The sequence below is a fragment of the Streptomyces sp. NPDC024555 genome, assembly GCF_055559335.1.
The window spans coordinates 367,856-391,521 of the sequence record NZ_JBVHKV010000006.1 but is presented as its reverse complement, the minus strand read 5'-3'; the positions used below and the strand labels follow the sequence as shown (position 1 = coordinate 391,521).

Below are 23,666 nucleotides of genomic sequence, written 5' to 3'. Positions count from 1 at the left end.
CCCGGACCCTACGAGGCGGCGGAGTCCGGCACCAGAACCCCTCCGGGGGCATCGAAGGGCACCCCAGCCCTGTTCCGGTCGGGCGGCGGATGCCATCGGAGGAGCAGACCCCGACCGGCCCGCGTCGACAGGCGCTCGCGCGGCGGCGGATACTGACGGCCGTTCCGCTGTCGTGCCGGCCCCCGGGGGACCACGTGAACTCACCTGAAGCGCACGCCTCCTGGGAGCTGGGCTCGACCGTCGACGGCCGGTACCGGGTGCTCGGGGAGCTGGGGCGCGGGGGGATGGGGGTCGTGCACCGGGTGCGGCATCTGGTGTGGGGCACCGATATGGCGGTGAAGAGTCCGAGGCCGGAGGCGGTGCGGGACCCGGGGGACGAGGAGCTGTTCGTCCGGGAGGCGGAGACCTGGGTGTCGCTGGGGCTGCATCCGAACGTCTGCGCCTGCCACTACGTGCGCGTGATCGACGGATTGCCCCGGGTGTTCGCGGAGTACGTGGACGGGGGGAGCCTCGCCGCGTGGATACGGGACGGGCGCCTGTACGCGGGAGGCGCGGACGAGGCGTTGCGGCGGGTGCTGGACATCGCGGTGCAGATGGCGTGGGGGCTCGGACACGCCCACCGGACGGGGCTGGTGCACCAGGACGTGAAACCGGCGAACGTACTGCTGGACCGGGCGGGGACGGCGAAGATCACCGACTTCGGGCTGGCCCGGTCCAAGTACGGGATGCCCACGGCGGGGAACCGGGTGCTGGGCTGGGAGCCCGAGTCCAGTGTGCTGGTGCCGACGGGCGGGATGACGCTCGCGTACGCCTCGCCGGAGCAGCTGGCCGGACAGTCCGTGGGGCGCCGCAGCGATGTGCACAGTTTCGCGGTCTCGGTGCTGGAGATGGTGACGGGCGGGGTGCGCTGGCAGTTCGGGTCGGTCGCCGCGTTCGCCCTGGACGACTTCCTGGCCGCATCCGGCAACCCGGTCTCCGCGCCCCCGGAACTCGCCCATCTGCTGCGGCGCTGTCTGCGCCCGCAGGCCGCCGGGCGGCCGCCGTCGATGGCGGACATCGCCGATGTGCTCACCGACATCTACGAGGTGTGCGCCGGCTCCCCGTATCCCCGGCCCCTGCCCGTGGCGGCGGAACTGCGGGCCGACGAGCTCAACAACCGCGCGCTGTCGCTCCTCGACCTGGGCCGCGCCGACGATGCGGCGGAGGCGTTCGCGGCGGCCCTGGACGCCGACCCGCGCCACGTACCGGCCCTCTACAACGACGAGTTGCTGCGCTGGCGGCGCGGCCGGCGCACCGACGAGGAGGCGATCACGCGGATCGAACGCGTCCGCCGGGACACCGGCGACACGGTGGAGACGCGTCGGCTCCTCGCCCAGGTGCAGCTGGAGCGGGGCGAACTGGACGGTGCCCGCGCACTGCTGGAGGAGACGGCCCGCGCGCGGCCGGAGGACCGGGAGACCGAAGCGGCACTCGACGCCGCCCGGACCGGGACCGCCGCGCACGCCACGCTCACCGGACGATGGGAACTGCCGCTGCCGCGCGGCCCGCTGGACATCCTGCCCGGACTCGGAACGAAGCGGCCCTGGAAGCAGGAGTCGCTGCCGCTGGCGCTCGCCCGCGACGCCCGGATCGCGCTCACCGGCTGCCCGGACGGCGCGCTGCGCCTGTGGGACGTGCACCGGGAGCGGTGCGTGAAGACGCTCTGGGGGCACCGCCGCGAGGTGGAGGGGGTCGCCCTCACCCCGGACGGCCGGCACGCGCTGTCGCTGGCGGCCGACGGGGTGGTCCGCTTCTGGAACCTGTCCCGGGGCTTTCCGGCCCGGCCGGTCCTCGGCACCCCCCTGTTCCGGGGCGAGCCCAGGATCCTGGACACGGCCAGGCCGCCGCGCATTCCGCGTGATCCGGCCCGGCGCTCCGTCGCCCTCACCCCGGACGGGCGTACTGCCGTGGCCGTGGACGGGCGGGGCACGGTCCGGGTCTGGGACACGCGTGACGGGCGGCTTCGGGGCGTCTTCCCCGGCCATCTGGACGGCGGGGGAGTGGCGGTGACCGCCGACGGGAACCGGGTGATCGCCACGCACTGGGACAAGGAGAAGGGCCATGTCCCCGTGGAGGCGGGTGACTTCGCCGCCCATGTCTGGGACGTCCCCTCGGGCCGGTGCCTGCACGAGCTGGCCGGGCACGCGAACATGCCGGACGTCCTGCACCTCTCGGCGGACGGCCGCCGCGCCGCGACGAGTACGGTCCACACGCTGGTGATGTGGGACGCGGAGACCGGACGCCGTCTGCGGACCCTCACCGGCTTTTCGGGCGACCGGGCCGTCGCCTTCTCGCCGGACGGCCGGCTGCTGGCCTCGGCCGGGCGCGCGTACGACGGTGTCCGGCTCTGGGAGACGGAGACCGGGCGCTGTCTGCGGACCTATCGCGGGCACGAACGCGACGTCACCGCCCTGACGTTCACCGACGGCGGCCGGACCCTGGTCTCCGCCTCCGCCGACCGCACGGTCCGCGCCTGGTCGCTGCCGGGCGGCTACACCGCCCCGCCCCGGCTGAGCGAACCGCGCCGCCACGCGGAGGTGAGCCGGCTCGGGGACCGCGTGGACACGCTGCTCGGCGAGGCGGAGGAGGCGCGGACCTCGGGGCGGTACGACGTCGCCCTCGCCCGGCTCGAAGCCGTGCGGGCCACCACGGGGTACGAACGGGCCCCCCGGGTGATGGCCGCCTGGGGCGACCTCGCCCGGCACATCCGCCGAGGCCGCCTGCGGGGCGCCTGGCCCGTACGCGAGTTCACCCACCCCGGCTCCACGAGCGGGCCCGTGATCCTGTCCGCCGACGGGCGGCTGCTCGTCACCGGCAGCTGGGACGAGACGGTGCGGCTGTGGGACGTCGGCACCGGGGTGCTGATACGGGAGTTCGCCGGCCACACCCGACATGTGCTCGAAGTCGACCTGAGCGAGGAGCACGGCCGGCTGCTGACCGCCGACAGCGCCGGGACGGTGCGCCTGTGGCGGACCGACACGGGGAAGTGCCTGCGCACGCTGGCGTCCGGGATGCCCGACTACCTGGGCGAACACCAGCCCGTCGGAGCCTGTCTGCTCCCCGGCGGCCGCCACGCGGTCGTCGTCGCGCCGCACGCCGTGCGGTGGTGGAACCTGCGCGACGGACGGATCGACCGGACCGTGGAGACGCCGAGGGGCCAGCGGCAGAGGACCGTCGCGGCCGCCCCCGACGGCCGCACGATCGCCGTCGCCGACGAGCGCGGTGTCGACCTGCTCGACGCCGTCGACGGCACCGTCCTGCACACCCTGACCGATGCACGGGCCCACCGGAACCTCCAGCGCTGGAACCCGGCGCGGCTGCGCTTCGCGGACGGGGGCAGGCAGCTGTTCGTCGCGGGCGGCATGGGCGTGAACTACGACACCGTCCAGGTCTGGGACGTCGCCACCGGGACCGCGGTCCGCGCGTTCGGTGAGGACCGGTCCTGCGGAGAGCTCGCCGTCACGGCCGAGGGCGACTTCGCCCTCTCCGGCGACATCGGCACCCACGTGCTGGCCTGGGACGTGACCACCGGCCGCCGTCTGCGCGCCTTCGACTCCCACGCCGGTACCTCCGGCCTGTCCGACCTGACGATGACCCCGGACGCCCGGCTCGCGGTCGCGCGCACCATGGACGGCGTCCTGCGGGTGTGGCAGCTCGACTGGGAACTCGTGGTCCCGGACGCACCCGAGGACGCCCCGGCCGACACCCTCTAGGGTGACCGGATGCCGGAGACAGAGATACGCCCGACGCGGGTCGCGCTGCCCGCCCACACCATCGAGACCGGGGACGGACCGCTGGACGTCCCCGCCCGGAACTCCCTGGGCGGCCACCCCTTCCTCGACCCCGGGCAGGAATGGCCCGCCTGCTTCTGCGGCGAACGGCTGGCGCTCTTCTTCCAGCTCGACGTGCCCGAGGACATCGCCCACTTCGGCGGCGACCACCTCCTGGTCTTCCACTGCCGGGACCACAACGAGGCCACCGACGCCTCCTACGAGGGCCGACGCCTGGTGCCCCGCTACTGGGACGCCCCGCAGGACCCCTACCCCGGCCCGTTCTGGCGCGTCCTGCTCCAGCGCGACGCCTCCCACCCCACCGAGGAGCGTGAGCCCTCCGTGCGGGCCAGACGGCTCACGCTCCGCCCGTACACGGAGACCCCGAGCGCCCGGGGCCTCGGAGAGCAGACCTTCAAGGTCGGCGGCACCCCGTCCTGGGCACAGGACCCCGAGGAGCACACCTGCGCCTGCGGGGCCGGTCTGGTCTACCTGTGCCAGGTCCCCGAGGACATGGAGTTCGAGGTCCACCCCGGCCTTCCCGAGCAGCCGTACAGCGTCGGCGCCGACACGTACAACCTGTTCCTCGGCAACGAGGTCTATCTGCTGGCCTGTCCGGACCACTGCGATCCGGCGGCGGTGTGGCCGGTGAACCAGAACTGAGGCGTGCCGGATCCGTCACGCGGTGGCGCGCACGATCGCGTCCCCCTCGTCGCGGATCCGGCGCAGCGCGATGTCGTAGGCCCAGGCATGGGTGGAGACCTTCTTCTCGATGGAGAAGTGCCGCCCGGTCGCCGTGTCGAGCACCCGGTGGAACTCGTCCATCAGCTCCGACCAGTCCGCCGCCCGCAGGTCGTCCTCCTTCCAGCCGTAGAGCGACCTCAGCTCCTCCTTCACCGCGGAGAAGAACGACAGCGGCTCACGGGGCTCCCGGTCCACGCGGACGTGGTGCGTGCGCAGGAACTCCTTGAGCTCCTCGGGGGCGGCGCTCCACTTGGCCGGGCTGTCCCGCAGCTCCGCGTAGTCCACCCAGGCCCAGAAGCTCTCGGCGTCCGCCACATCGGGCGCCTCCGCGTGGTGGTCGGGGCAGAGCAGGGCGAAATTCCGGACGTCCATCGAGCCGCCCAGGGCCTTCGGCACCACATGCGCACGCTCCACGGTCCTGCTCCAGCAGACCAGACAGCACGCCTCCTCCATCCCGAGGTAGCGGGCGATGGCCCGCACCGTGGGCGGCGTCCTGCGCTCGGCCGGGCGCGTCTCGCGGGGTCTGATGCCGAGCGCGTTGCCGTCGTATCCGAACGGCGAGCCGTCGGTGGGGTGGTTGATCCCCAGGACGTGCGGGACGTCGTCGCGCTGCGGCTCCGGATTGCGCACGGAGAGCAGCGGGGTGTGCACCTCCGTGAGGTAGGGGAGCAGGAAACCCATCGCGTAGTCCCGCATCAGCTCGTGCGCGTCGTGATCGAAGCCGTCCGCCTCGTTGCGGTGGCCCTGGATGTCGATGTAGAGGAAGCGCGGGGCACCAGGCGACGTCTCCTGCGCCTGCCGGACGCACGCGAAGATCCGCTGGGCGGAGCGCTCGAAGTTCTCGTACACCTTCATGTCGTGGTAGATCGCGAGACCCTTGCCGCCCCCGGTCCGCTTCCGTCCACGCGCCTGCTGGCGTGTGCGCCTGGCCATGTGCCCCCCTCGGCCACGGTGGTGATGTGCACGGACGAGCCTGACAGACGGCACTGACAACCGGACCCCGGCGGCCCCGCGACAGCGTCCCCGACGGCCCGGCCACGACGCCCCCGGCGGTTCCGCGACGACGCCCCTCGACGGCCCCGCACGGTTGCTGACTATTCGTCAGATCCATGTCATGCTGCGCGCCATGGTGACCGGACCGGAAACGGCAGACGGGAACGACCGCGCGGTGCCGGACGTGCTCGCGCCCGCCCGGCTCGGGCCGCTGCGGCTGCGGAACCGGGTGCTGAAGGCGGCGACCTTCGAGGGGGCCACGCCGGACGCGCTGGTGACGCCGGAGCTGATCGACTACCACCTGCGGCCCGCGGCGGGCGGGGTCGCGATGACGACGGTGGCGTACTGCGCGGTGGCGCCCGAGGGACGGACCGAGCGGCGGCAGCTGTGGATGCGGCCCGAGGCGCTTCCGGGGCTCCGGCGGCTGACGGAGGCCGTGCACGGGACCGGGGCCGCCGTCTGCGCCCAGCTCGGGCACGCCGGACCCGTCGCCGACGGGCGGTCCAACGGCGCGCCCTCGCTCGCCCCCATGGCCGGGTTCAACGCGCTGAGCATGCGCCGCAACCGGGCCGCCACCGCCGAGGACATCGACCGGGTCGTGCGCGCCCACGCCGAGGCGGCGCTGCTCGCGGCCGAGGCCGGGTTCGACGCGGTGGAGATCCACCTCGGCCACAACTACCTCGCCGGTGCCTTCCTCAGCCCCCGGCTCAACCACCGCACCGACGCCTTCGGCGGTTCCCCGCGCGCCCGCGCCACCGTCGCGCTCCGGGTGACCAGGGCCGTGCGCGAGGCACTCGGCGACCGGCTGGCCATCACCGCCAAACTGAACATGAAGGACGGCGTACGCGGCGGACTCGCCCTGGAGGAGAGCCTTCAGGTGGCCCGCTGGCTGGAGGAGGACGGCAGCGTCGACGCCCTCGAACTGACCGCCGGAAGCTCCCTGCTCAACCCGATGTACCTCTTCCGGGGCGACGCCCCCGTCCGCGAGTTCGCCGCCAACTTCCCACTGCCCCAGCGGCTCGCCATCCGGGCCTCGGGGAACCGGTTCTTCCGCACCTACCCCTACCGGCCGCTGTATCTCCTCGACGACGCACGGCAGTTCCGGGCCGCCCTCGGACTCCCGCTGATCCTCCTCGGCGGCGTCACCGACCGCACCGGCATGGACCACGCCATGGCCGAGGGCTTCGAGTTCGTCGCGATGGCCCGCGCCCTGCTGCGCGAACCCGATCTGCTGCACCGGATCCGCCGCGACGCCGCCACCCGCTCGCAGTGCATCCACTGCAACCGCTGCATGCCCACCATCTACACCCGGACCCACTGCCCGGAGATCACGCGGAACCCCGGTCCCGCCGCCCCCTGACCCGTCACCCGAAGGCGCGGCCCATCTCCTCCAGGACCTCGTCGATCACCTCGGCCGGCTCCCGGGCCAGATCCTCCTCGATCCAGATCCGCATCGCGATCCGCAGCGCGGCCAGGAACGCCGCCGCGAGCACCAGCGGGCGCACCGGCGCGCCCGTACCGCTGCCCCGCCCCGCCACGGCGTCCGCGAGATCCCGCTCCATCGCGGCGTGATTGGCCAGCTGACGGGCGAGCAGCGAGGGATGCCCCATCGCCAGCCGGGTGCGCACCGCCCACTCCCGCTCCGGGGGCGGGACCCGCTCCGCGAAGAGGGCCACCGCCGCGCGCAGCGCCGGCCACGCGTCCTCCTCCCGCGGCCGCTCGCGCACCGCCCGCACCAGCTCCCGGATCTGCTGCTCCTCGCCGTGCAGCAGCGCGTCCTCCTTGCCGGCGAAGTAGTTGGAGAACGTCCGGCGGGAGATCCCGGCCGCGTCCGCGACGGCCTCCACCGTGACCTGGTCGAAGCCCAGTTCCACGGTCAGCCTCAGGGCCGCCTCGTGCACGGCTTGCCGGGTGGCTTGCTTCTTGCGTTCCCGCAGTCCCACAGCGCGCTCCATGGCCCCATTATCCGCTGGTCGGCCAGGGCCCCCCTCGCGTCCGAGCAGTGGACTCCTGGACCGCGATCAAGGAGAATGGCCGTACGGCCGCCGCGTCGGAGCGTGCCGTGAACGGGGGACGGCCGATGACTGACGTACTTGTCGTGCTCGGAATTCTGCTCGCCACGATCGTCTTCCTGATCGTGCGGGTGTCGCTCAAGCACCGCCGCCGTACGGAGAACTTCGACGGCCAGCAGATCGAGCGGCAGCACAGCGCCGACATCCGCGAGATCAAGGCGGCCAACAAGTCGATCGCCGTGCACAACCGCCTCATCGACGGCGGCAACGACTGGACACCCCGCAAACGTTGAACCCCGTATTACGGCGGCCCCGGCTGCGGTAGTGTTTCGCATCCCCGGAAACCGGGGGTGACGCCGTCCCCGCACGGGGCGTACCGAAGGAGGTGGGACCCATCACCGCTGTATCAGCGCGGGTGCTCCCCTCCCACGAGCGCGCGGCCGGCCCTCTCTAGGGCGTGTCCGGCCCGGAGCACCCCTCGGCGTTCTCCGAAAGGCACCGCTCCATGCCGGTCCCCCTGTCCCCGCACGACCTCTCCGCCCTCGTCACCACGCTGCGCTCGGCCGGCTGCGTGTTCGCCGAGGAGGAGGCCTCGCTCCTGGCCGCCACCGCCGCCGCCCCCGCCGAACTCGGCACCATGACCCGGCGCCGCGTCGCCGGACACCCCCTCGAACACGTCCTCGGCTGGGCCGAGTTCGGCGGACTCCGGATCGCCGTCGACCCCGGCGTCTTCGTACCCCGCCGCCGCACCGAATTCCTGGTCCGCCAAGCCGTCGACCTCGCCCCCGACGCCGCCGTCGTGGTCGACCTCTGCTGCGGTACGGGCGCCCTCGGCGCGGCCCTCGCCGCCCAGCGGAGCGACATCGAACTGCACGCCGCCGACGTCGAGCCCGCCGCCGTCCGCTGCGCCCGGCGCAACCTCGGCCCCCGCGGCCGGGTCTACGAGGGCGACCTCTTCGCCCCCCTGCCCCGCTCCCTGCGCGGACGCGTCGACGTGCTCCTCGCCAACGTGCCGTACGTCCCCACGGACGACGTCCCCCTCCTGCCCGCCGAGGCCCGCGACCACGAACCGCTCGTCGCCCTCGACGGCGGCGGCGACGGCCTCGACGTGCTGCGCCGCGTCGCCGCCGAGGCGCCCCGGTGGCTGGCCCCCGGCGGCAGCCTGCTCGTCGAGACCAGCGAACGCCAGGCCGCACGCGCCGAGGAGACCGTTGGCGCCGGCGGGCTCGTCCCGCGCGTGGTCACCTCCGAGGAGTGGTACGCGACTGTTGTTATCGGGACGCGGTAGCGGGGGCGTCCTGGGGTGCCTAAGTGGGTGCGCCTATGTCCGGTGGGTGGGGGCGGGGTCCCTCCGGGGTGACTCCTCAGAAATGGCGTGTTCACCCGGGTACGTAAAGGACTCGGGTCGTACGCCATTTCCTGCGGGGACACCCCTGCACGCCCCCACCCGGGCCGGTTTTGCGTCTTTCCGCCGGTGAATCACGCGGTCGCAGACGCGCGACGGCCGGGTTCGGGGGCGTGCAGGGGAGTCCCCGCAGAACGACGAACACAGACCGGGGTACGTATGCGTCGGGCCCGCACGTTCGTCGTTTGAGGAGTCTCCCCGGAGGGACCCCGGACCCCCACCCACCGAGCAGAGGCGCACCCCCGCGGGGAACCCGCACACACCAGCCCGTCCGGCGATTGAGGACGGAACCCCTCGCCCCGGACCGGGGCAAGGAAAACGGACCGCGCACCCCGCGAGAGCATCCGCACCCGGCTAGGCTCGGAAGGCTGGAAGGTGATCGGGCGGCGAGCAGGAGAGCACGGAATGACGACGTTGCCGGGGCGCAGGAGCAGCACGTTCACCCGATTGCTGCGGCACGGATTCACCGACCCGTCCGCCGCCGAGCGGCTGCTCGAACTGCCCGACCTCTCCTCCGTACGCTCCGACCCCGTCCTGCTCGAAGCGCTCGGCGCCACCGCCGACCCCGATCTGGCGCTGCGCGGCCTCGTCCGGCTCGTCGAGGCCGAGGAGCCCGCCGAACGGCAGGTCCTGCTGGACACGCTCGTCACGGCCAAACCCCTGCGGGACCGGCTGCTGGGTGTGCTCGGGGCGTCCGAGGCGCTCGGGGACCACTTGGCGCGCCACCCGCGCGACTGGCAGGCGCTCGTCACGTACGAGGCGGCCGATCTGCACCCCGGCGTCCTCGAGTTCGAACGGGAGCTGGCCGACGCCGCCGACCCCGACGCGCTGCGCGTCGCCTACCGCAGGTGCCTGCTGGCCATAGCGGCCCGCGATGTGTGCGGCACGACGGACGTCGCCCAGACCGCGGCCGAGCTGGCCGATCTGGCCACCGCCACACTCCGCGCCGCCCTCGCCATCGCCCGCACGGCGGAGCCCGCCGACGCCGCGCGCTGCCGGCTCGCGGTCATCGCGATGGGCAAGTGCGGCGGCCACGAGCTGAACTACGTCTCCGACGTGGACGTCATCTTCGTCGGCGAACCGGCCGGGGACGCCGACGAGAGCTCCGCGATGCAGGCAGCCACCCGCCTCGCCGCCCACATGATGCGGATCTGCTCCGACACCACGGTCGAGGGCACCATCTGGCCCGTGGACGCCAACCTCCGCCCCGAGGGCCGCAACGGGCCCCTGGTGCGCACGCTCTCCTCGCATCTGGCCTACTACCAGCGCTGGGCGAAGACCTGGGAGTTCCAGGCGCTCCTCAAGGCCCGGCCGGTGGCCGGGGACCCCGAGCTGGGCGCCGAGTACGTGGAGGCGGTCTCCCCGCTGGTCTGGCAGGCCGCCGAACGCGAGAACTTCGTCTCCGACGTGCAGAAGATGCGGCGCCGCGTCGTGGACACCATCCCCGCCGACCGGGTCGACCGCGAGCTCAAGCTCGGGCCCGGCGGACTGCGCGACGTCGAGTTCGCCGTCCAGCTCCTCCAGCTCGTGCACGGCCGCAGCGACGCCACCCTGCGCAGCGGATCGACGCTGGAGGCGCTGCGGGCGCTCGCGGCGGGCGGCTACGTGGGTCGGGTGGACGCCGCCCAGCTCGACGACGCCTACCGCTTCCTGCGCGCCCTGGAGCACCGCATCCAGCTCTACCGGCTGCGCCGCACCCACCTCGTCCCCGAGGACGAACCGGACCTGCGCCGGATCGGCCGTTCGCTGGGGCTGCGCACCGACCCCGTCACCGAGCTGAACCAGGCCTGGCGGCGGCACGCCTCCGCGGTCCGCCGGCTCCACGAGAAGCTCTTCTACCGTCCGCTGCTCGACGCCGTGGCCCAGCTGGCACCGGGGGAGTCCCGGCTCAGCACCGAGGCCGCCGCGCACCGTCTGGAAGCGCTCGGCTACGAGGACCCGGCGGCCGCCCTGCGCCATCTGGAGGCCCTGTCCTCCGGCGTCTCGCGCAAGGCCGCCATCCAGCGCACCCTGCTGCCGGTGCTGCTCGGCTGGTTCGCGGACTCCGCCGACCCGGACGCCGGGCTCCTCGGCTTCCGCCAGGTGTCCGACGCCCTCGGCAAGACCCCGTGGTACCTGCGGCTGCTGCGCGACGAGGGCGCGGCGGCGGAGAACCTGGCCCGGGTCCTGTCGGCCGGCCGGCTCGCCCCGGATCTGCTGATGCGGGCCCCCGAGGCCGTCGCGCTCCTCGGCGACCCGCAGGGGCTGACGCCCCGCAGCCGGGAGAACCTGGAACAGGAGGTGCTGGCCGCCGTCGGGCGCGCGGACGACGCCGAATCGGCGGTCGCCGTGGTCCGCGGGGTGCGCCGGCGCGAGCTGTTCCGCACCACCGCCGCCGACCTCATCGGCTCCTACGGCACCGAGGAGAACCCGGCCGAACCCGACCCGGGGGCGCTCGTCGACCGGGTCGGCGGCGCCGTCACCGATCTGAACGCGGTGACGATCGCCGGGGCGCTGCGCGCCGCCGTCCGCGCGGAGTGGGGCGACACCCTGCCGACCCGCTTCGCCGTGATCGGCATGGGCCGCTTCGGCGGCCAGGAGCTGGGCTACGGCTCCGACGCCGACGTGCTCTTCGTCCACGCGCCCCGGGAGGGCGTCGACGAGCAGGAGGCCGGCCGGGCCGCGAACCGGGTGGTCGCCGAGATGCGCCGGCTCCTCCAGCTGCCCACCGCGGACCCGCCGCTGCTCATCGACGCCGATCTGCGCCCCGAGGGCAAGAACGGGCCGCTGGTGCGGACCCTGAAGTCGTACGAGGCGTACTACCGGCGCTGGTCGCTGGTGTGGGAGAGCCAGGCGCTGCTGCGCGCCCAGCCGGTGGCGGGCGACGCGGACCTGGGCCGCGACTTCGTCGACCTGATCGATCCGCTGCGGTATCCGGCGGAGGGGCTGGGCGAGGATGCCGTCCGGGAGATCCGCCGGCTCAAGGCCCGCATGGAGTCCGAGCGGCTGCCGCGCGGCGCCGACCCGACCCTGCACACCAAGCTGGGGCGCGGCGGGCTGAGCGATGTGGAGTGGACGGTGCAGCTGCTCCAGATGCGGCACGGCTGGGCCGAGCCGGGGCTGCGCACCACCCGCACCCGCGAGGCGCTGGCCGCGGCCTGCGCGGCCGGGCTGATCTCCGGCGAGGACGCCCGGACGCTGGACGAGGCATGGGTGCTGGCGACCCGGGTGCGCAACGCCGTGATGCTGGTCCGGGGCCGGCCCGGCGACACCTTCCCGTCCGTGCCGAGGGAGCTGACCGCCGTGGGCCGCTACCTCGGCTACGAGGCCGGGCACGTCGGGGACATGCTCGACGACTACCGCCGGATCACGCGCCGGGCGCGCGCCGTGGTGGAGGAGATGTTCTACGGGGCGGCCTGAGCGCCCCGGCGCCGGGGCGCGTCCCGCAGGGGCCGGGGAGGCCTGCGCACCGCCGTCAGCCGTGGACGCCGGGCGGGTTTCGGCGCGATCCGCTTCGGCAGGTGGTGCGGCAGCGCCCCGTACCAGGCGTACGACACCGCGTAACCGAAGGCCAGGCAGGCCATGCCGCCCACGGCGTCCAGCCAGAAGTGGTTGGCCGTGGACACGATCACCATCAGGGTCACGGCCGGGTAGACCAGGGCCAGGATCCGCGCCCACGGGGCGGACGCCAGGGCGAACACCGTCAGCCCGCACCACAGCGACCACCCGATGTGCATGGACGGCATCGCGGCGTACTGGTTCGACATCTGCTTGAAGTTGCCCGAGGCCATCGATCCCCAGGTCTGGTGGATCATGACCGTGTCGATGAAGTGGCTGCCGTTCATCAGCCGGGGCGGGGCCAGCGGGTACAGGTAGTAGCCGAGCAGGGCCACCGCGGTCGTCGCGAACAGCGCCAGCCGGGCGGGGGCGTAGCGGCCGGGGTGGCGGCGGAACAGCCAGACGAGCACCCCGATGGTCACGACGAAGTGCAGCGTCGCGTAGTAGTAGTTCATCGACACGATCAGCCATGTCACCGAGTTGACCGCGTGGTTGACGGACTGCTCGACCGCGATGCCCAGGAAGCGCTCGGCCGACCAGATCCAGTCGGCGTTGGCGAGGGCCGCCGTCTTCTGCTCCGGGACGGCGTTGCGCACCAGCGAGTACAGCCAGTAACTGACCGCGATGAGCAGGATTTCGAACCAGAGCCGTGGCCGCCTGGGGGAGTGCGGGCCGCTCAGCCCGGACCTGAGCCGGGCGGGAAGTCTGCCGATCCGGGCCGCGTACGCGGTGCGCTCGGGTTTCGCCTCGTCAGCCGCCTCGTTCACGATGGGTGACGGGGTGGCCTTCGACCGGCCTTCCTGTGGTTTCACGCTCAATTCACCCATAGGCACAGAGTCTGCCAGATTTGCCCCCTTCGCCTGATGATCCTCCGGCGGGGGGCGGCCCGCACGTCCTGCGGGGGGTGAACGCGCGTGGGATCGACGCGCGTGGGATCAGCGCGCGTGGGATCCTGGAACGGCCGGGGCGCCGGAGCTGCCGGGTCCGGCACCGGGTCCCGCGGCGGTCGAGCCGCGCACCACCAGCTCGGGCATGAAGACGAATTCGCTGTGCGGGGCGGGCGTGCCGCCGATCTCCTCCAGGAGCGTGCGCACCGCGGCCTGGCCCATGGCCGTCACCGGCTGCCGGATCGTGGTCAGCGGCGGATCCGTGAACGCTATGAGCGGTGAGTCGTCGTATCCGACCACCGACAGTTCGCGCGGCACCTCGCGGGAGAGCCTGCGGGCGGCGCGGATCGCGCCCAGGGCCATCATGTCGCTCGCGCAGACGACCGCCGTGCAGCCCCGCTCCATCAGCGCCGAGGCGGCCGCCTGGCCGCCCTCCAGCGTGTACAGGGAGTGCTGGATCAGCTCCTCCACGTCGTCCGCCGCGAGGTTCAACTGCTCGCGCATCGTGGCGTGGAAGCCCTCGATCTTGCGGAGCACCGGGACGAAGCGCTTGGGGCCGACCGCCAGCCCGATCCGGGTGTGGCCGAGCGAGACGAGATGGGTCACCGCCAGCCGCATCGCGGCCCGGTCGTCCGGCGAGATGAACGGTGCCTGCACCTTGGGCGAGAAACCGTTGACCAGGACGAAGGGCACGCCCTGGGCGCGCAGTTGTTCGTAGCGCCCCATGTCGGCGGAGGTGTCGGCGTGCAGTCCGGAGACGAAGATGATGCCGGAGACGCCCCGGTCGACCAGCATCTCGGTCAGCTCGTCCTCGGTGGAGCCGCCGGGGGTCTGGGTGGCCAGCACGGGGGTGTAGCCCTGGCGCGTCAGTGCCTGGCCGATGACCTGGGCGAGCGCCGGGAAGATCGGGTTCTCCAGCTCGGGCGTGATCAGGCCGACGAGACCGGCGCTGCGCCGGCGCAGCCGCACGGGCCGCTCGTAGCCGAGGACGTCGAGCGCCGCGAGGACGGATTCACGGGTGGCAGCGGCGACACCGGGCTTGCCGTTCAACACGCGGCTGACCGTCGCTTCGCTGACCCCCGCCTGAGTGGCGATATCGGCAAGCCGTGCGGTCATGGCACTGGACTGTACCGGGAGCGGGTCGGATTGCCCACCATGCACGGGATTCGGGCGGCGGTGCCCGCGCCCTCGGCTCCGGGCGGCCGTCGCGGCGGCGCCGCTCGGGCCCCTTGCGGTGGACTCCGGCGGGCCGTCGGCAACGTCTTGCAAGCTCTTGCGGGCCCTCTCTGCTGTCTGCGGTCGGATCGTCGCACTGCGGAATCACCCGGGGTAGGGCGCTTCTGCCAGGGGGTAGCCGGTTCCGTCAAGAGGCTTGACGGCAACCGTGAGGACACGCGAATGTAACGATCACCGGAGCTTGCAGAAATCTTCCGCAAACTCTTTCGGTCGTCTTTCATCCTTGTTACGTTCACGTCGACCCGGCGCCGCGACGGAGCGGTACGGCAGTTGAAGGAGTTCAGATGCGACGTGGCATAACGGCCACCGCCCTGGTCGCGGCCCTGGCGCTCGCGGCGACCGCCTGCGGCAGCGATGACGACAGTTCGAACGGCACCTCGAAGAGCTCCGGCGAGCTCTCCGGCACCGTCACGTGGTGGGACACCTCCACGGCGGGCAGCGAGGACAAGGTCTTCAAGAAGATCGCCGAGGGTTTCGAGAAGCTGCACCCGAAGGTCGACGTCAAGTACGTCAACGTCCCCTTCGGTGACGCGCAGAACAAGTTCAAGAACGCCGCGCAGTCCGGTTCCGGCGCCCCCGACGTGATCCGCTCCGAGGTCGCCTGGACGCCCGAGTTCGCGGACCTCGGCTACCTGGCCCCGCTCGACGGCACCACCGCGCTCCAGAAGCCCGAGGACTTCCTGAAGCAGGCCGCCGCCTCCACCAAGTACAACGGCAAGACGTACGCGGTGCCGCAGGTCATCGACTCCATGGGCATCTTCTACAACAAGAAGATCTTCAAGGAGGCCGGCGTCGAGGTTCCGAAGTCGGTCGAGGAACTGAAGACCGTCTCGAAGAAGATCAAGGACAAGACCGGCAAGACCGGCCTCTACCTGCGCGGCGACGACGCGTACTGGTTCCTCTCCTTCCTGTACGGCGAGGGCGGCGACATGGTCAACGCCGCCGACAAGTCCGTCACCATCGACAACGCCGCCGGCGTCAAGGCGATGAAGGTCGTCAAGGACCTGGTCGACTCGGGTGCCGCCAAGACGGACGCCACGGACGGCTGGGAGAACATGCAGGCGTCGTTCAAGAACGGCGACGTCGCGATGATGATCAACGGCCCGTGGGCCGTCGCCGACACCTACGCCGGCAAGGAGTTCAAGGACAAGGCCAACCTGGGCGTCGCCCCGGTCCCGGCCGGCTCCGCCGCCCAGGGCGCCCCGCAGGGCGGCCACAACCTGGCCGTCTACGCCGGTTCCAAGAACCTCGACGCCTCCTACGCCTTCGTCGACTACATGACCTCCGTCAAGACGCAGGCCCAGGTCACCAAGGAGCTCAACCTCCTGCCGACCCGCACCTCCGCCTACGCCGAGGAGTCGGTCGTCGACAACGAGATCGTCGGCTTCTTCAAGCCCGTCGTCGAGAGCGCGGTCGAGCGCCCCTGGATCCCGGAGACCGGCAGCCTCTTCGCGCCGCTGGTGACCGAGTACACCAAGGTCCTCACCGGTCAGACGACCCCGGAGAAGGCGGTCAAGACGACCGGTGACTCCTACCGCAAGCTCCTCAAGGGCTGGAAGTAACTCAGGAAGGCAGGCCGACTGATGGCTGTCCACACCAGCCAGTCGGTGGTGAAGGCCGCGGGCGACGAGAGCGCCCGCGGCCGGAGCCGCGGTACTGGTAACCCCCCGCCGCCGGGACGGCTCCGGCGGGCCCTGTCGACGCACTGGTACGCCTGGGCGATGGTGGCCCCGGTCGTCCTCGTGATCGGCGTGATCATCGGGTACCCGCTGGTCCGCGGTATCTACCTGTCGCTGACCGACGCCAACGAGCGCAACGTCGCGCGGTCCATCGGTGTCAACCACATGCCCGCCACGTACAAGTTCGTGGGCCTGGACAACTACACCGACGCGCTCACCGGTCAGCAGTTCCTCGGCACGCTCTGGTGGACCCTGGTGTGGACGGTCTCCTGCGTCACCATCACCTTCGCCCTCGGCCTGGCACTCGCCAACATCCTGAACCGGAGGATCGCCGGGCGCTCCGCCTACCGGATGGCGCTGATCCTTCCCTGGGCCATCCCCGGCTTCGTCTCGGTCTTCGCCTGGCGCTTCCTCTACAACGAGGACCGCGGGCTGCTCAACAAGATTCTCTCCGGCGGCGGCATCGGCGGGATCGACTGGCTCGGTGACCCCACCCTGGCCAAGGTCTCCGTCATCATCGTCAACGTCTGGCTCGGTGTGCCGTTCATGATGGTCGCGCTCCTCGGTGGCCTCCAGTCGATCCCCAGCGAGCAGTACGAGGCCGCGGAGATGGACGGCGCCAGCCCGTGGCAGCGCTTCCGCCACGTCACCATGCCCGGACTGCGCCCGGTCTCCACGACCGTGGTCCTGCTCTCCACCATCTGGACCTTCAACATGTTCCCGGTGATCTTCCTGCTGACCGGCGGAGGGCCCGGCGAGGCCACGCAGATCCTGGTCACCCAGGCGTACAAGTTCTCCTTCGAGATCAGCCCGCGCGACTTCGCGCAGTCCTCCACCTGGGGCGTGCTGATCCTCGTCCTTCTGATGGTCTTCGCCGCGATCTACCGGCGAGTCCTCCGCACGCAGGGAGACGACTGGTGACCACCGCACCCACCTCCACCGCGCGGCATTCCGCCCCGCGCCCCGCCAAGGTCCGGCTGCGCGGCGAGCGTTCGCCGCTGGCCTCCACGGCACTGCACCTGACGCTGATCGTCGCGTCCGTGATCGCGGTGTTCCCCGTGCTGTGGGTCCTGCTCACCTCGCTGAAGCCCGCCGAGTTCGCCACCACCACGGACTTCTTCAAGGACACGACGTTCGAGAACTACACGAACCTCATCAAGAACACGAAGTTCCTGACCTGGTTCGGCAACTCGCTGATCGTCGCGGGCCTCACCACGCTGGCCGGCGTGATCATCTCGGCCTCCACCGGCTACGCCGTGAGCCGCTTCCGCTTCCCCGGGAAGCGCGGCCTGATGTGGACGCTGCTGATCACTCAGATGTTCCCGGTCGCCGTCCTCATCGTGCCGATCTACAACATCATGGCGAGCATGGGACTGCTCAACAAGCCGTCCGGTCTCGTCATCACCTACCTCACCATCTCGGTGCCGTTCTGCGCCTGGATGATGAAGGGCTTCTTCGACACCATCCCGCGCGAGATCGACGAGTCCGGACAGGTCGACGGCCTCACCCCGTTCGGCACCTTCTGGCGGCTCATCCTGCCGCTGGCCAAGCCCGGCATCGCCGTCACCGCGTTCTACTCCTTCATCACCGCCTGGGGCGAGGTCGCGTACGCCTCCGCCTTCCTGGTCGGCGAGGACAACCTGACCCTCGCGGGCGGCCTCCAGCTGTTCGTCAACCGGTACGGCGCCCAGTGGGGCCCGATGACCGCCGCGTCCGTGCTCATCGCGATACCCGCGGCCCTGGTCTTCCTGTTCGCGCAGAAGCACCTGGTCACCGGCATGTCCGCCGGTGCCGTCAAGGGCTGAGCCGCACAGCACGGCCGTACGACCCCACGCACCGTCACGGTGGCGCCGGCATCCCGACCCGGTCCCGGCGCCACCCCCACCCAGACACCCCAGGGACGACATGACCCAGCACCTCGCTGCCCCCTCCACCGGCACGTCCGACGACGCCCCGGGCCACCGCACCGGCTGGTGGCAGGACGCGGTGATCTACCAGGTCTATCCGCGCAGCTTCGCCGACGGCAACGGCGACGGCATGGGCGACCTCGCCGGCGTCACCGCCCGCCTCCCGTACCTCAAGGACCTCGGCGTCGACGCGGTGTGGCTCAGCCCCTTCTACGCCTCCCCGCAGGCCGACGCCGGCTACGACGTCGCCGACTACCGGGCCATCGACCCGATGTTCGGCAACCTGCTGGACGCCGACGCGCTGATCCGCGACGCCCACGACCTGGGCCTGCGGATCATCGTCGACCTGGTGCCCAACCACTCCTCCGACCAGCACGAGTGGTTCAAGCGCGCCCTCGCCGAGGGCCCCGGCTCCGCCCTGCGCGAGCGCTACCACTTCCGCCCCGGCAAGGGCGCGAACGGCGAACTCCCGCCCAACGACTGGGAGTCCATCTTCGGCGGCCCGGCCTGGACCCGCACCACCGACCCGGACGGCACCCCCGGCGAGTGGTACCTCCACCTCTTCGCCCCCGAGCAGCCCGACTTCAACTGGGAGCACCCGGCCGTCGCCGACGAGTTCCGCTCGATCCTGCGCTTCTGGCTCGACATGGGCGTCGACGGCTTCCGCGTCGACGTGGCGCACGGCCTGGTCAAGGCCGAGGGCCTGCCCGACCTCGGCACCCACGACCAGCTGAAGCTGCTCGGCAACGACGTCATGCCGTTCTTCGACCAGGACGGGGTGCACGAGATCTACCGCAGCTGGCGCACCATCCTGGACGAGTACCCCGGCGACAGGATCGCCGTCGCCGAGGCGTGGACGCCGACCGTCGAGCGCACCGCCAACTACGTGCGCCCCGACGAGATGCACCAGGCGTTCAACTTCCAGTACCTGGCCACCGCCTGGGACGCCGCCGCGCTGCGCGAGGTCATCGACACCTCGCTCGACGCGATGCGCCCGGTCGGCGCGCCCACCACCTGGGTGCTCTCCAACCACGACGTCACCCGGCACGCCACCCGCTTCGCCAACCCGGCGGGCCTCGGCACCCAGATCCGCACCGCAGGCGACCGCGAGCTGGGCCTGCGCCGGGCCCGCGCGGCCACCCTGCTGATGCTGGCGCTGCCCGGCTCCGCCTACGTCTACCAGGGCGAGGAGCTGGGCCTTCCCGACGTCACCGACCTGCCCGACGAGGCCCGCCAGGACCCCTCGTTCTTCCGCGCCGAGGGCCAGGACGGCTACCGCGACGGCTGCCGCGTCCCGATCCCGTGGACCCGCGAGGGCAGCAGCTACGGCTTCGGTGCGGGCGGCAGCTGGCTCCCGCAGCCGGCCGGCTGGGGCGAGCTGAGCGTCGAGGCCCAGACCGGCACGCCCGGCTCCACCCTGGAGCTGTACCGGGCCGCGATCGCCGCCCGCCGCGCCCACCCCGGCCTCGGCGCCGGAACGGACGTGGAGTGGCTGGACGCCCCCGAGGGCGTCCTCGTCCTCGCCCGCCCCGGTTTCGTCTGCACCGTCAACACGACCGGCGCCCCGGTCCGGATCCCCGCGTACGGCACCCCGCTGCTGTCCAGCGCCCCGGTCGAGGCCGACGGCCCCGAGGTCGAGCTGCCCGCCGACACCACGGTGTGGTGGACGGTGTGACCGTCCCCCCGCCCAGGGCCGGTTCCGCGCTCAGGCTCTCCGACATCGCCGGCCAGGCGGCCGTCAGCGAGGCGACGGTCAGCCGCGTCCTCAACGGCAAGCCGGGCGTCGCGGACACCACGCGTCAGCGGGTGCTCGCGGCGCTCGACATCCTGGGGTACGAACGGCCCGTACGGCTGCGGCAGCGCAGCGCCGGGCTGATCGGACTGGTGACGCCCGAGCTCACCAACCCGATCTTCCCGGCGTTCGCGCAGTCCGTGGAGCAGGTCCTGGCCGGGCACGGCTACACCCCGGTGCTCTGCACCCAGCTGCCCGGCGGCGCCACCGAGGACGAACTCGTCGAACAGCTCGTCGAACGCGGCGTCGGCGGCATCGTGTTCCTCTCCGGACTGCACGCCGACACCTCGGCCGACCCGGCGCGCTATGCCGCGCTGACCGAGCGCGGCGTGCCGTTCGTCCTGATCAACGGCTACAACGAGCGCATCAGCGCCCCGTTCGTCTCGCCCGACGACGCCGCGGCCGTGCGGATGGCCGTGAGCCATCTCGCCGAACTCGGCCACCGCAGGGTCGGCCTCGCCATAGGTCCGCAGCGCTACGTGCCCTCCCGCCGCAAGCGCGACGGTTTCGTGGACGCGGCGGTCTCGGTGCTGGGCCTGGACCGCTCGGAGGCCGAACTCCTCGTCTGCTCAACGCTGTTCAGCGTCGAGGGCGGCCAGGTGGCGGCCGGCGCCCTGCTGGACCGGGGCTGCACCGGCATCGTCTGCGGCAGCGACCTGATGGCCCTGGGCGTGGTCCGCGCGGCCCGCGACCGCGGTCTCGACGTCCCGCGCGACGTCTCCGTCGTCGGCTTCGACGACTCCCAGCTCATCGCCTTCACCGACCCGCCGCTGACCACGGTCCGCCAGCCCGTCCAGGCGATGGCGGCGGCCGCGGTGGGCGCGCTGCTGGAGGAGATAGGCGGCAGCCCCGTGCAGCGCACGGAGTACGTCTTCCAGCCCGAGCTGGTCGTACGGGGGTCGACCGCGGCGCTGCGGGGAGCGTGAGGCGGAAGGGAAGGAGGGCCGGGTCCGGTGGGGGCCCGGCCCTCTTGTCGTCACGCGGCCGGGGCGGCGGCCCTCCGCTGCCGGCGCAGCATCACCACGAGCCCGGTCGCGACCGCCACGCCCACGGCGGCGAGCGCCGCGCCCTTGACCACGGGGCCGTGCCAGCCGTAGTCGGCGGGGTAGGCGGCTCCGGCGTCCTCGGCGAGCCGGACGTCGTCGATGCGGGCGGGGGCGGGGTCGCTCCGGCGGACCCGGGCGGCGCCGCGGAGTTCGACGTCGTGTGCGAGGACGCTGCCGTCGGCGGCGGTGAAGGTGCCGGTCCAGGCGCAGGATTCCTTGCCGCAGTCGCGGTCGGTGGGGGTGAGGGCGCCGACGGGGCCCGAGCGCAGGGCGGTCCGGCCCTCCAGGCCCTCGGCGGCCAGGCCGAGTCCGCCGCCGAGCGAGACGAGCAGCACGAAGACGACGGCGACGCGGACGACGACGCGTCCGCGGGGGGTCAGGGGCCGGCCGGTGGACATGGCACATGAGCGTAGGCCGGAAGTGGCGTGGGGGCGACGGCGGGGTGTCGTACACGGGGAGAGGCACCGGAAGTCGGCCCGGACGGGCCGGCGGGGAGTGTGACCTCCGGTGCACCCCCTGTGTGACCGGCCCGGCCGGCCGGGCGCGTGGGGCCCGGGGTAACGGGACCCCCGGCCGGCCGGACCGGAGTCGGGAGCAACGTAACAGTGCTGCAATGTCTTGCGTAAGACCTTGCAGAAAGAAATCTGCACTATTTCGCGGATGTGAGCAGCTCATGTCCAAAGGGTTGACCGCGCACTGACGGGCTCGTACGGTCTGCTCGCGGCAAGGTTTGCATTCTTGCAGCAAGAACCTTCATGAGCCTTGAGGGCAGGGCGCGTTGCCGTATGAGGCTGCACCGTCACCCGCGTTTCCCCCACAGCAGGAGGAAAGACATGGCCCGCAGACCCCTGTCTGCCGCGCTCGCCCTCGTCGCGGGAGCCGCCGCCCTCGTGGCCCCCGCCACGACGGCCGAGGCATCCGCCCCGGGCACCAAGGACGTCACCGCCGTCCTCTTCGAGTGGAAGTTCGACTCCGTCGCCAAGGCGTGCACCGACACGCTCGGCCCGGCCGGTTACGGCTTCGTCCAGGTCTCGCCGCCGCAGGAGCACATCCAGGGCGGCCAGTGGTGGACCTCCTACCAGCCGGTCAGCTACAAGATCGCCGGCCGGCTCGGCGACCGCGCGTCCTTCGCGAACATGGTCAACACCTGCCACGGCGCCGGCGTGAAGGTCGTCGCCGACTCGGTCATCAACCACATGTCCTCGGGCTCGGGCACCGGCACCGGCGGCTCCTCGTACACGAAGTACGACTACCCCGGCCTGTACTCGGTCAACGACATGAACGACTGCCAGTCGCAGATCACCAACTACGGCGACCGGGCCAACGTCCAGAACTGCGAACTCGTCGGGCTGGCCGACCTGGACACCGGTGAGGACTACGTCCGGGGCAGGATCGCCGGCTACCTCAACGACCTGCTCTCGCTCGGCGTCGACGGCTTCCGCATCGACGCCGCCAAGCACATGCCCGCCGCCGACCTGGCCAACATCAAGTCGCGGCTGAGCAACCCGAACGCCTACTGGAAGCAGGAGGCGATCTACGGCGCCGGCGAGGCGGTCTCGCCCGACGAGTACGCCGGCACCGGTGACGTCCAGGAGTTCCGGTACGCCCGGAGCCTCAAGCAGGTCTTCAACGACCAGAACCTCGCCTACCTGAAGAACTTCGGCGAGGGCTGGGGCTTCATGCCGTCGTCGCGGGCCGCGGTCTTCGTCGACAACCACGACACCGAGCGCAACGGCGAGACGCTGAACTACAAGTACGGCGCGTCCTACACGCTCGCCAGCGTGTTCATGCTGGCCTGGCCCTACGGCTCGCCCGACGTCCACTCCGGCTACGAGTGGTCCGACAAGGACGCCGGCCCGCCGAGCGGCGGCACGGTGAACGCCTGCTACAGCGACGGCTGGAAGTGCCAGCACGCCTGGCGCGAGATCTCCTCCATGGTCGGCTTCCGCAACACCGCGCGCGGCGAGGCCGTCACCAACTGGTGGGACAACGGCGGCGACCAGATCGCCTTCGGCCGCGGCTCCAAGGCGTACGTGGCGATCAACCACGAGGGCTCCTCGCTGACCCGGACCTTCCAGACCTCGCTGCCCGCCGGCGACTACTGCGACGTCCAGTCCGGCAAGGGCGTCACCGTCAACGGCTCCGGACAGTTCACCGCCACCCTCGGCGCCGACACCGCCCTCGCGCTGCACACCGGCGCCCGCACCTGCGGCGGCGGCTCCACCGACCCCGGCACCGACCCCGGTACGGGCACGGGCACGTCCGGCGCCTCCTTCGGCGTCAACGCCACCACCCAGCTCGGCCAGAACATCTACGTCACCGGCAACCAGTCCGCCCTCGGCAACTGGAACACCGGCAGCGCCCTGAAGCTGGACCCGGCCACGTACCCGGTCTGGAAGCTCGACGTGGACATGCCCGCGGGCACCGCGTTCGAGTACAAGTACATCCGCAAGGACGCGAACGGCAACGTCACCTGGGAGAGCGGTGCCAACCGCACGGGCACGGTGCCCTCCTCCGGCAAGGTCACGCTGACCGCCGACGTCTGGCGGAGCTGACCTCCCCCCTCGCCGGACGGGCCGTCTCCCTGCGGCCCGTCCGGCCCCGCACATCCCGTACCCC

At 72.1% G+C, this 23,666-nt stretch carries 17 protein-coding genes; 12 read left to right on the top strand and 5 right to left on the bottom strand.

Annotation, left to right across the window (positions count from 1 at the left end; genetic code table 11):
* The first annotated feature begins 194 nt into the window (after positions 1-194).
* Complete coding sequence (locus ACZ4FH_RS13225) at positions 195-3,752, top strand: protein kinase domain-containing protein (protein ID WP_467304399.1); 3,558 nt, start codon at positions 195-197, stop codon at positions 3,750-3,752.
* A gap of 9 nt (positions 3,753-3,761) precedes the next feature.
* Positions 3,762-4,472 carry a hypothetical protein gene (locus ACZ4FH_RS13220; RefSeq protein WP_467304398.1) on the top strand — a complete coding sequence of 237 codons (711 nt, stop codon included), beginning with the start codon at positions 3,762-3,764 and terminating at the stop codon, positions 4,470-4,472.
* A 15-nt stretch (positions 4,473-4,487) separates the two neighbouring features.
* Here the strand turns inward: ACZ4FH_RS13220 and ACZ4FH_RS13215 are convergent, their stop codons facing one another.
* The gene (locus ACZ4FH_RS13215; RefSeq protein ID WP_467304397.1) at positions 4,488-5,486 is read right to left on the bottom strand and encodes an HNH endonuclease signature motif containing protein; all 999 of its coding nucleotides are present in this window, start codon (positions 5,484-5,486) and stop codon (positions 4,488-4,490) included.
* Between the two features lie 193 nt (positions 5,487-5,679).
* Here ACZ4FH_RS13215 and ACZ4FH_RS13210 point away from each other — a divergent pair, with 193 nt between their 5' ends.
* Positions 5,680-6,906 carry an NADH:flavin oxidoreductase gene (locus ACZ4FH_RS13210; protein ID WP_467304396.1) on the top strand — a complete coding sequence of 409 codons (1,227 nt, stop codon included), beginning with the start codon at positions 5,680-5,682 and terminating at the stop codon, positions 6,904-6,906.
* 4 nt (positions 6,907-6,910) lie between these two features.
* Here ACZ4FH_RS13210 and ACZ4FH_RS13205 read toward each other — a convergent pair whose 3' ends face one another.
* On the bottom strand, positions 6,911-7,501 hold the full coding sequence (locus ACZ4FH_RS13205) for an acyl-CoA-like ligand-binding transcription factor (RefSeq protein ID WP_467304394.1): 591 nt from the start codon (positions 7,499-7,501) through the stop codon (positions 6,911-6,913).
* Positions 7,502-7,626: 125 nt separating this feature from the next.
* Between ACZ4FH_RS13205 and ACZ4FH_RS13200 the strand changes: the two genes are divergently transcribed.
* The 3 genes from ACZ4FH_RS13200 to ACZ4FH_RS13190 all read left to right on the top strand — a co-directional run bounded on the left by ACZ4FH_RS13200 (position 7,627) and on the right by ACZ4FH_RS13190 (position 12,362).
* A complete protein-coding gene (locus tag ACZ4FH_RS13200; RefSeq protein ID WP_467304392.1) occupies positions 7,627-7,851 on the top strand; it encodes a hypothetical protein in 225 nt (74 codons plus the stop codon).
* A 212-nt stretch (positions 7,852-8,063) separates the two neighbouring features.
* Entirely contained in the window at positions 8,064-8,846 is a 783-nt protein-coding gene (locus ACZ4FH_RS13195; protein WP_467304391.1) for a putative protein N(5)-glutamine methyltransferase, read from the top strand.
* Positions 8,847-9,368: 522 nt separating this feature from the next.
* Positions 9,369-12,362, top strand: coding sequence for a bifunctional [glutamine synthetase] adenylyltransferase/[glutamine synthetase]-adenylyl-L-tyrosine phosphorylase (locus ACZ4FH_RS13190; protein ID WP_467304390.1), 2,994 nt, complete (start codon positions 9,369-9,371; stop codon positions 12,360-12,362).
* Here the strand turns inward: ACZ4FH_RS13190 and ACZ4FH_RS13185 are convergent.
* Positions 12,347-13,327, bottom strand: a complete 981-nt coding sequence (locus ACZ4FH_RS13185) for a phosphatase PAP2 family protein (protein ID WP_467304389.1) — start codon at positions 13,325-13,327, stop codon at positions 12,347-12,349. The genes ACZ4FH_RS13190 and ACZ4FH_RS13185 overlap by 16 nt on opposite strands.
* Before the next feature lie 108 nt (positions 13,328-13,435).
* Complete coding sequence (locus ACZ4FH_RS13180) at positions 13,436-14,503, bottom strand: LacI family DNA-binding transcriptional regulator (RefSeq protein WP_467304388.1); 1,068 nt, start codon at positions 14,501-14,503, stop codon at positions 13,436-13,438.
* A 404-nt stretch (positions 14,504-14,907) separates the two neighbouring features.
* Here ACZ4FH_RS13180 and ACZ4FH_RS13175 point away from each other — a divergent pair, with 404 nt between their 5' ends.
* From ACZ4FH_RS13175 to ACZ4FH_RS13155, 5 genes are all read left to right on the top strand, one after another.
* Positions 14,908-16,185, top strand: coding sequence for an extracellular solute-binding protein (locus tag ACZ4FH_RS13175; RefSeq protein ID WP_467304387.1), 1,278 nt, complete (start codon positions 14,908-14,910; stop codon positions 16,183-16,185).
* 21 nt (positions 16,186-16,206) lie between these two features.
* Positions 16,207-17,223 carry a carbohydrate ABC transporter permease gene (locus ACZ4FH_RS13170; protein WP_383632335.1) on the top strand — a complete coding sequence of 339 codons (1,017 nt, stop codon included), beginning with the start codon at positions 16,207-16,209 and terminating at the stop codon, positions 17,221-17,223.
* Positions 17,220-18,107: a sugar ABC transporter permease gene (locus ACZ4FH_RS13165; RefSeq protein ID WP_467304385.1), complete on the top strand. Its 888-nt coding sequence runs from the start codon at positions 17,220-17,222 to the stop codon at positions 18,105-18,107. Before ACZ4FH_RS13170 ends, ACZ4FH_RS13165 begins: the two co-directional genes overlap by 4 nt.
* 100 nt (positions 18,108-18,207) lie before the next feature.
* Positions 18,208-19,884 (top strand): glycoside hydrolase family 13 protein, encoded by a 1,677-nt coding sequence (locus tag ACZ4FH_RS13160; RefSeq protein WP_467304384.1) that lies wholly within the window; start codon positions 18,208-18,210, stop codon positions 19,882-19,884.
* Positions 19,869-20,927: a LacI family DNA-binding transcriptional regulator gene (locus tag ACZ4FH_RS13155; protein WP_467304383.1), complete on the top strand. Its 1,059-nt coding sequence runs from the start codon at positions 19,869-19,871 to the stop codon at positions 20,925-20,927. The genes ACZ4FH_RS13160 and ACZ4FH_RS13155 overlap by 16 nt, the downstream gene beginning before the upstream one ends.
* Before the next feature lie 50 nt (positions 20,928-20,977).
* Here ACZ4FH_RS13155 and ACZ4FH_RS13150 read toward each other — a convergent pair whose 3' ends face one another.
* The gene (locus ACZ4FH_RS13150; protein ID WP_467304382.1) at positions 20,978-21,445 is read right to left on the bottom strand and encodes a hypothetical protein; all 468 of its coding nucleotides are present in this window, start codon (positions 21,443-21,445) and stop codon (positions 20,978-20,980) included.
* A gap of 435 nt (positions 21,446-21,880) precedes the next feature.
* Between ACZ4FH_RS13150 and ACZ4FH_RS13145 the strand changes: the two genes are divergently transcribed.
* The gene (locus tag ACZ4FH_RS13145) at positions 21,881-23,602 is read left to right on the top strand and encodes a carbohydrate-binding module family 20 domain-containing protein (protein WP_467304380.1); all 1,722 of its coding nucleotides are present in this window, start codon (positions 21,881-21,883) and stop codon (positions 23,600-23,602) included.
* Positions 23,603-23,666: the final 64 nt, after the last annotated feature.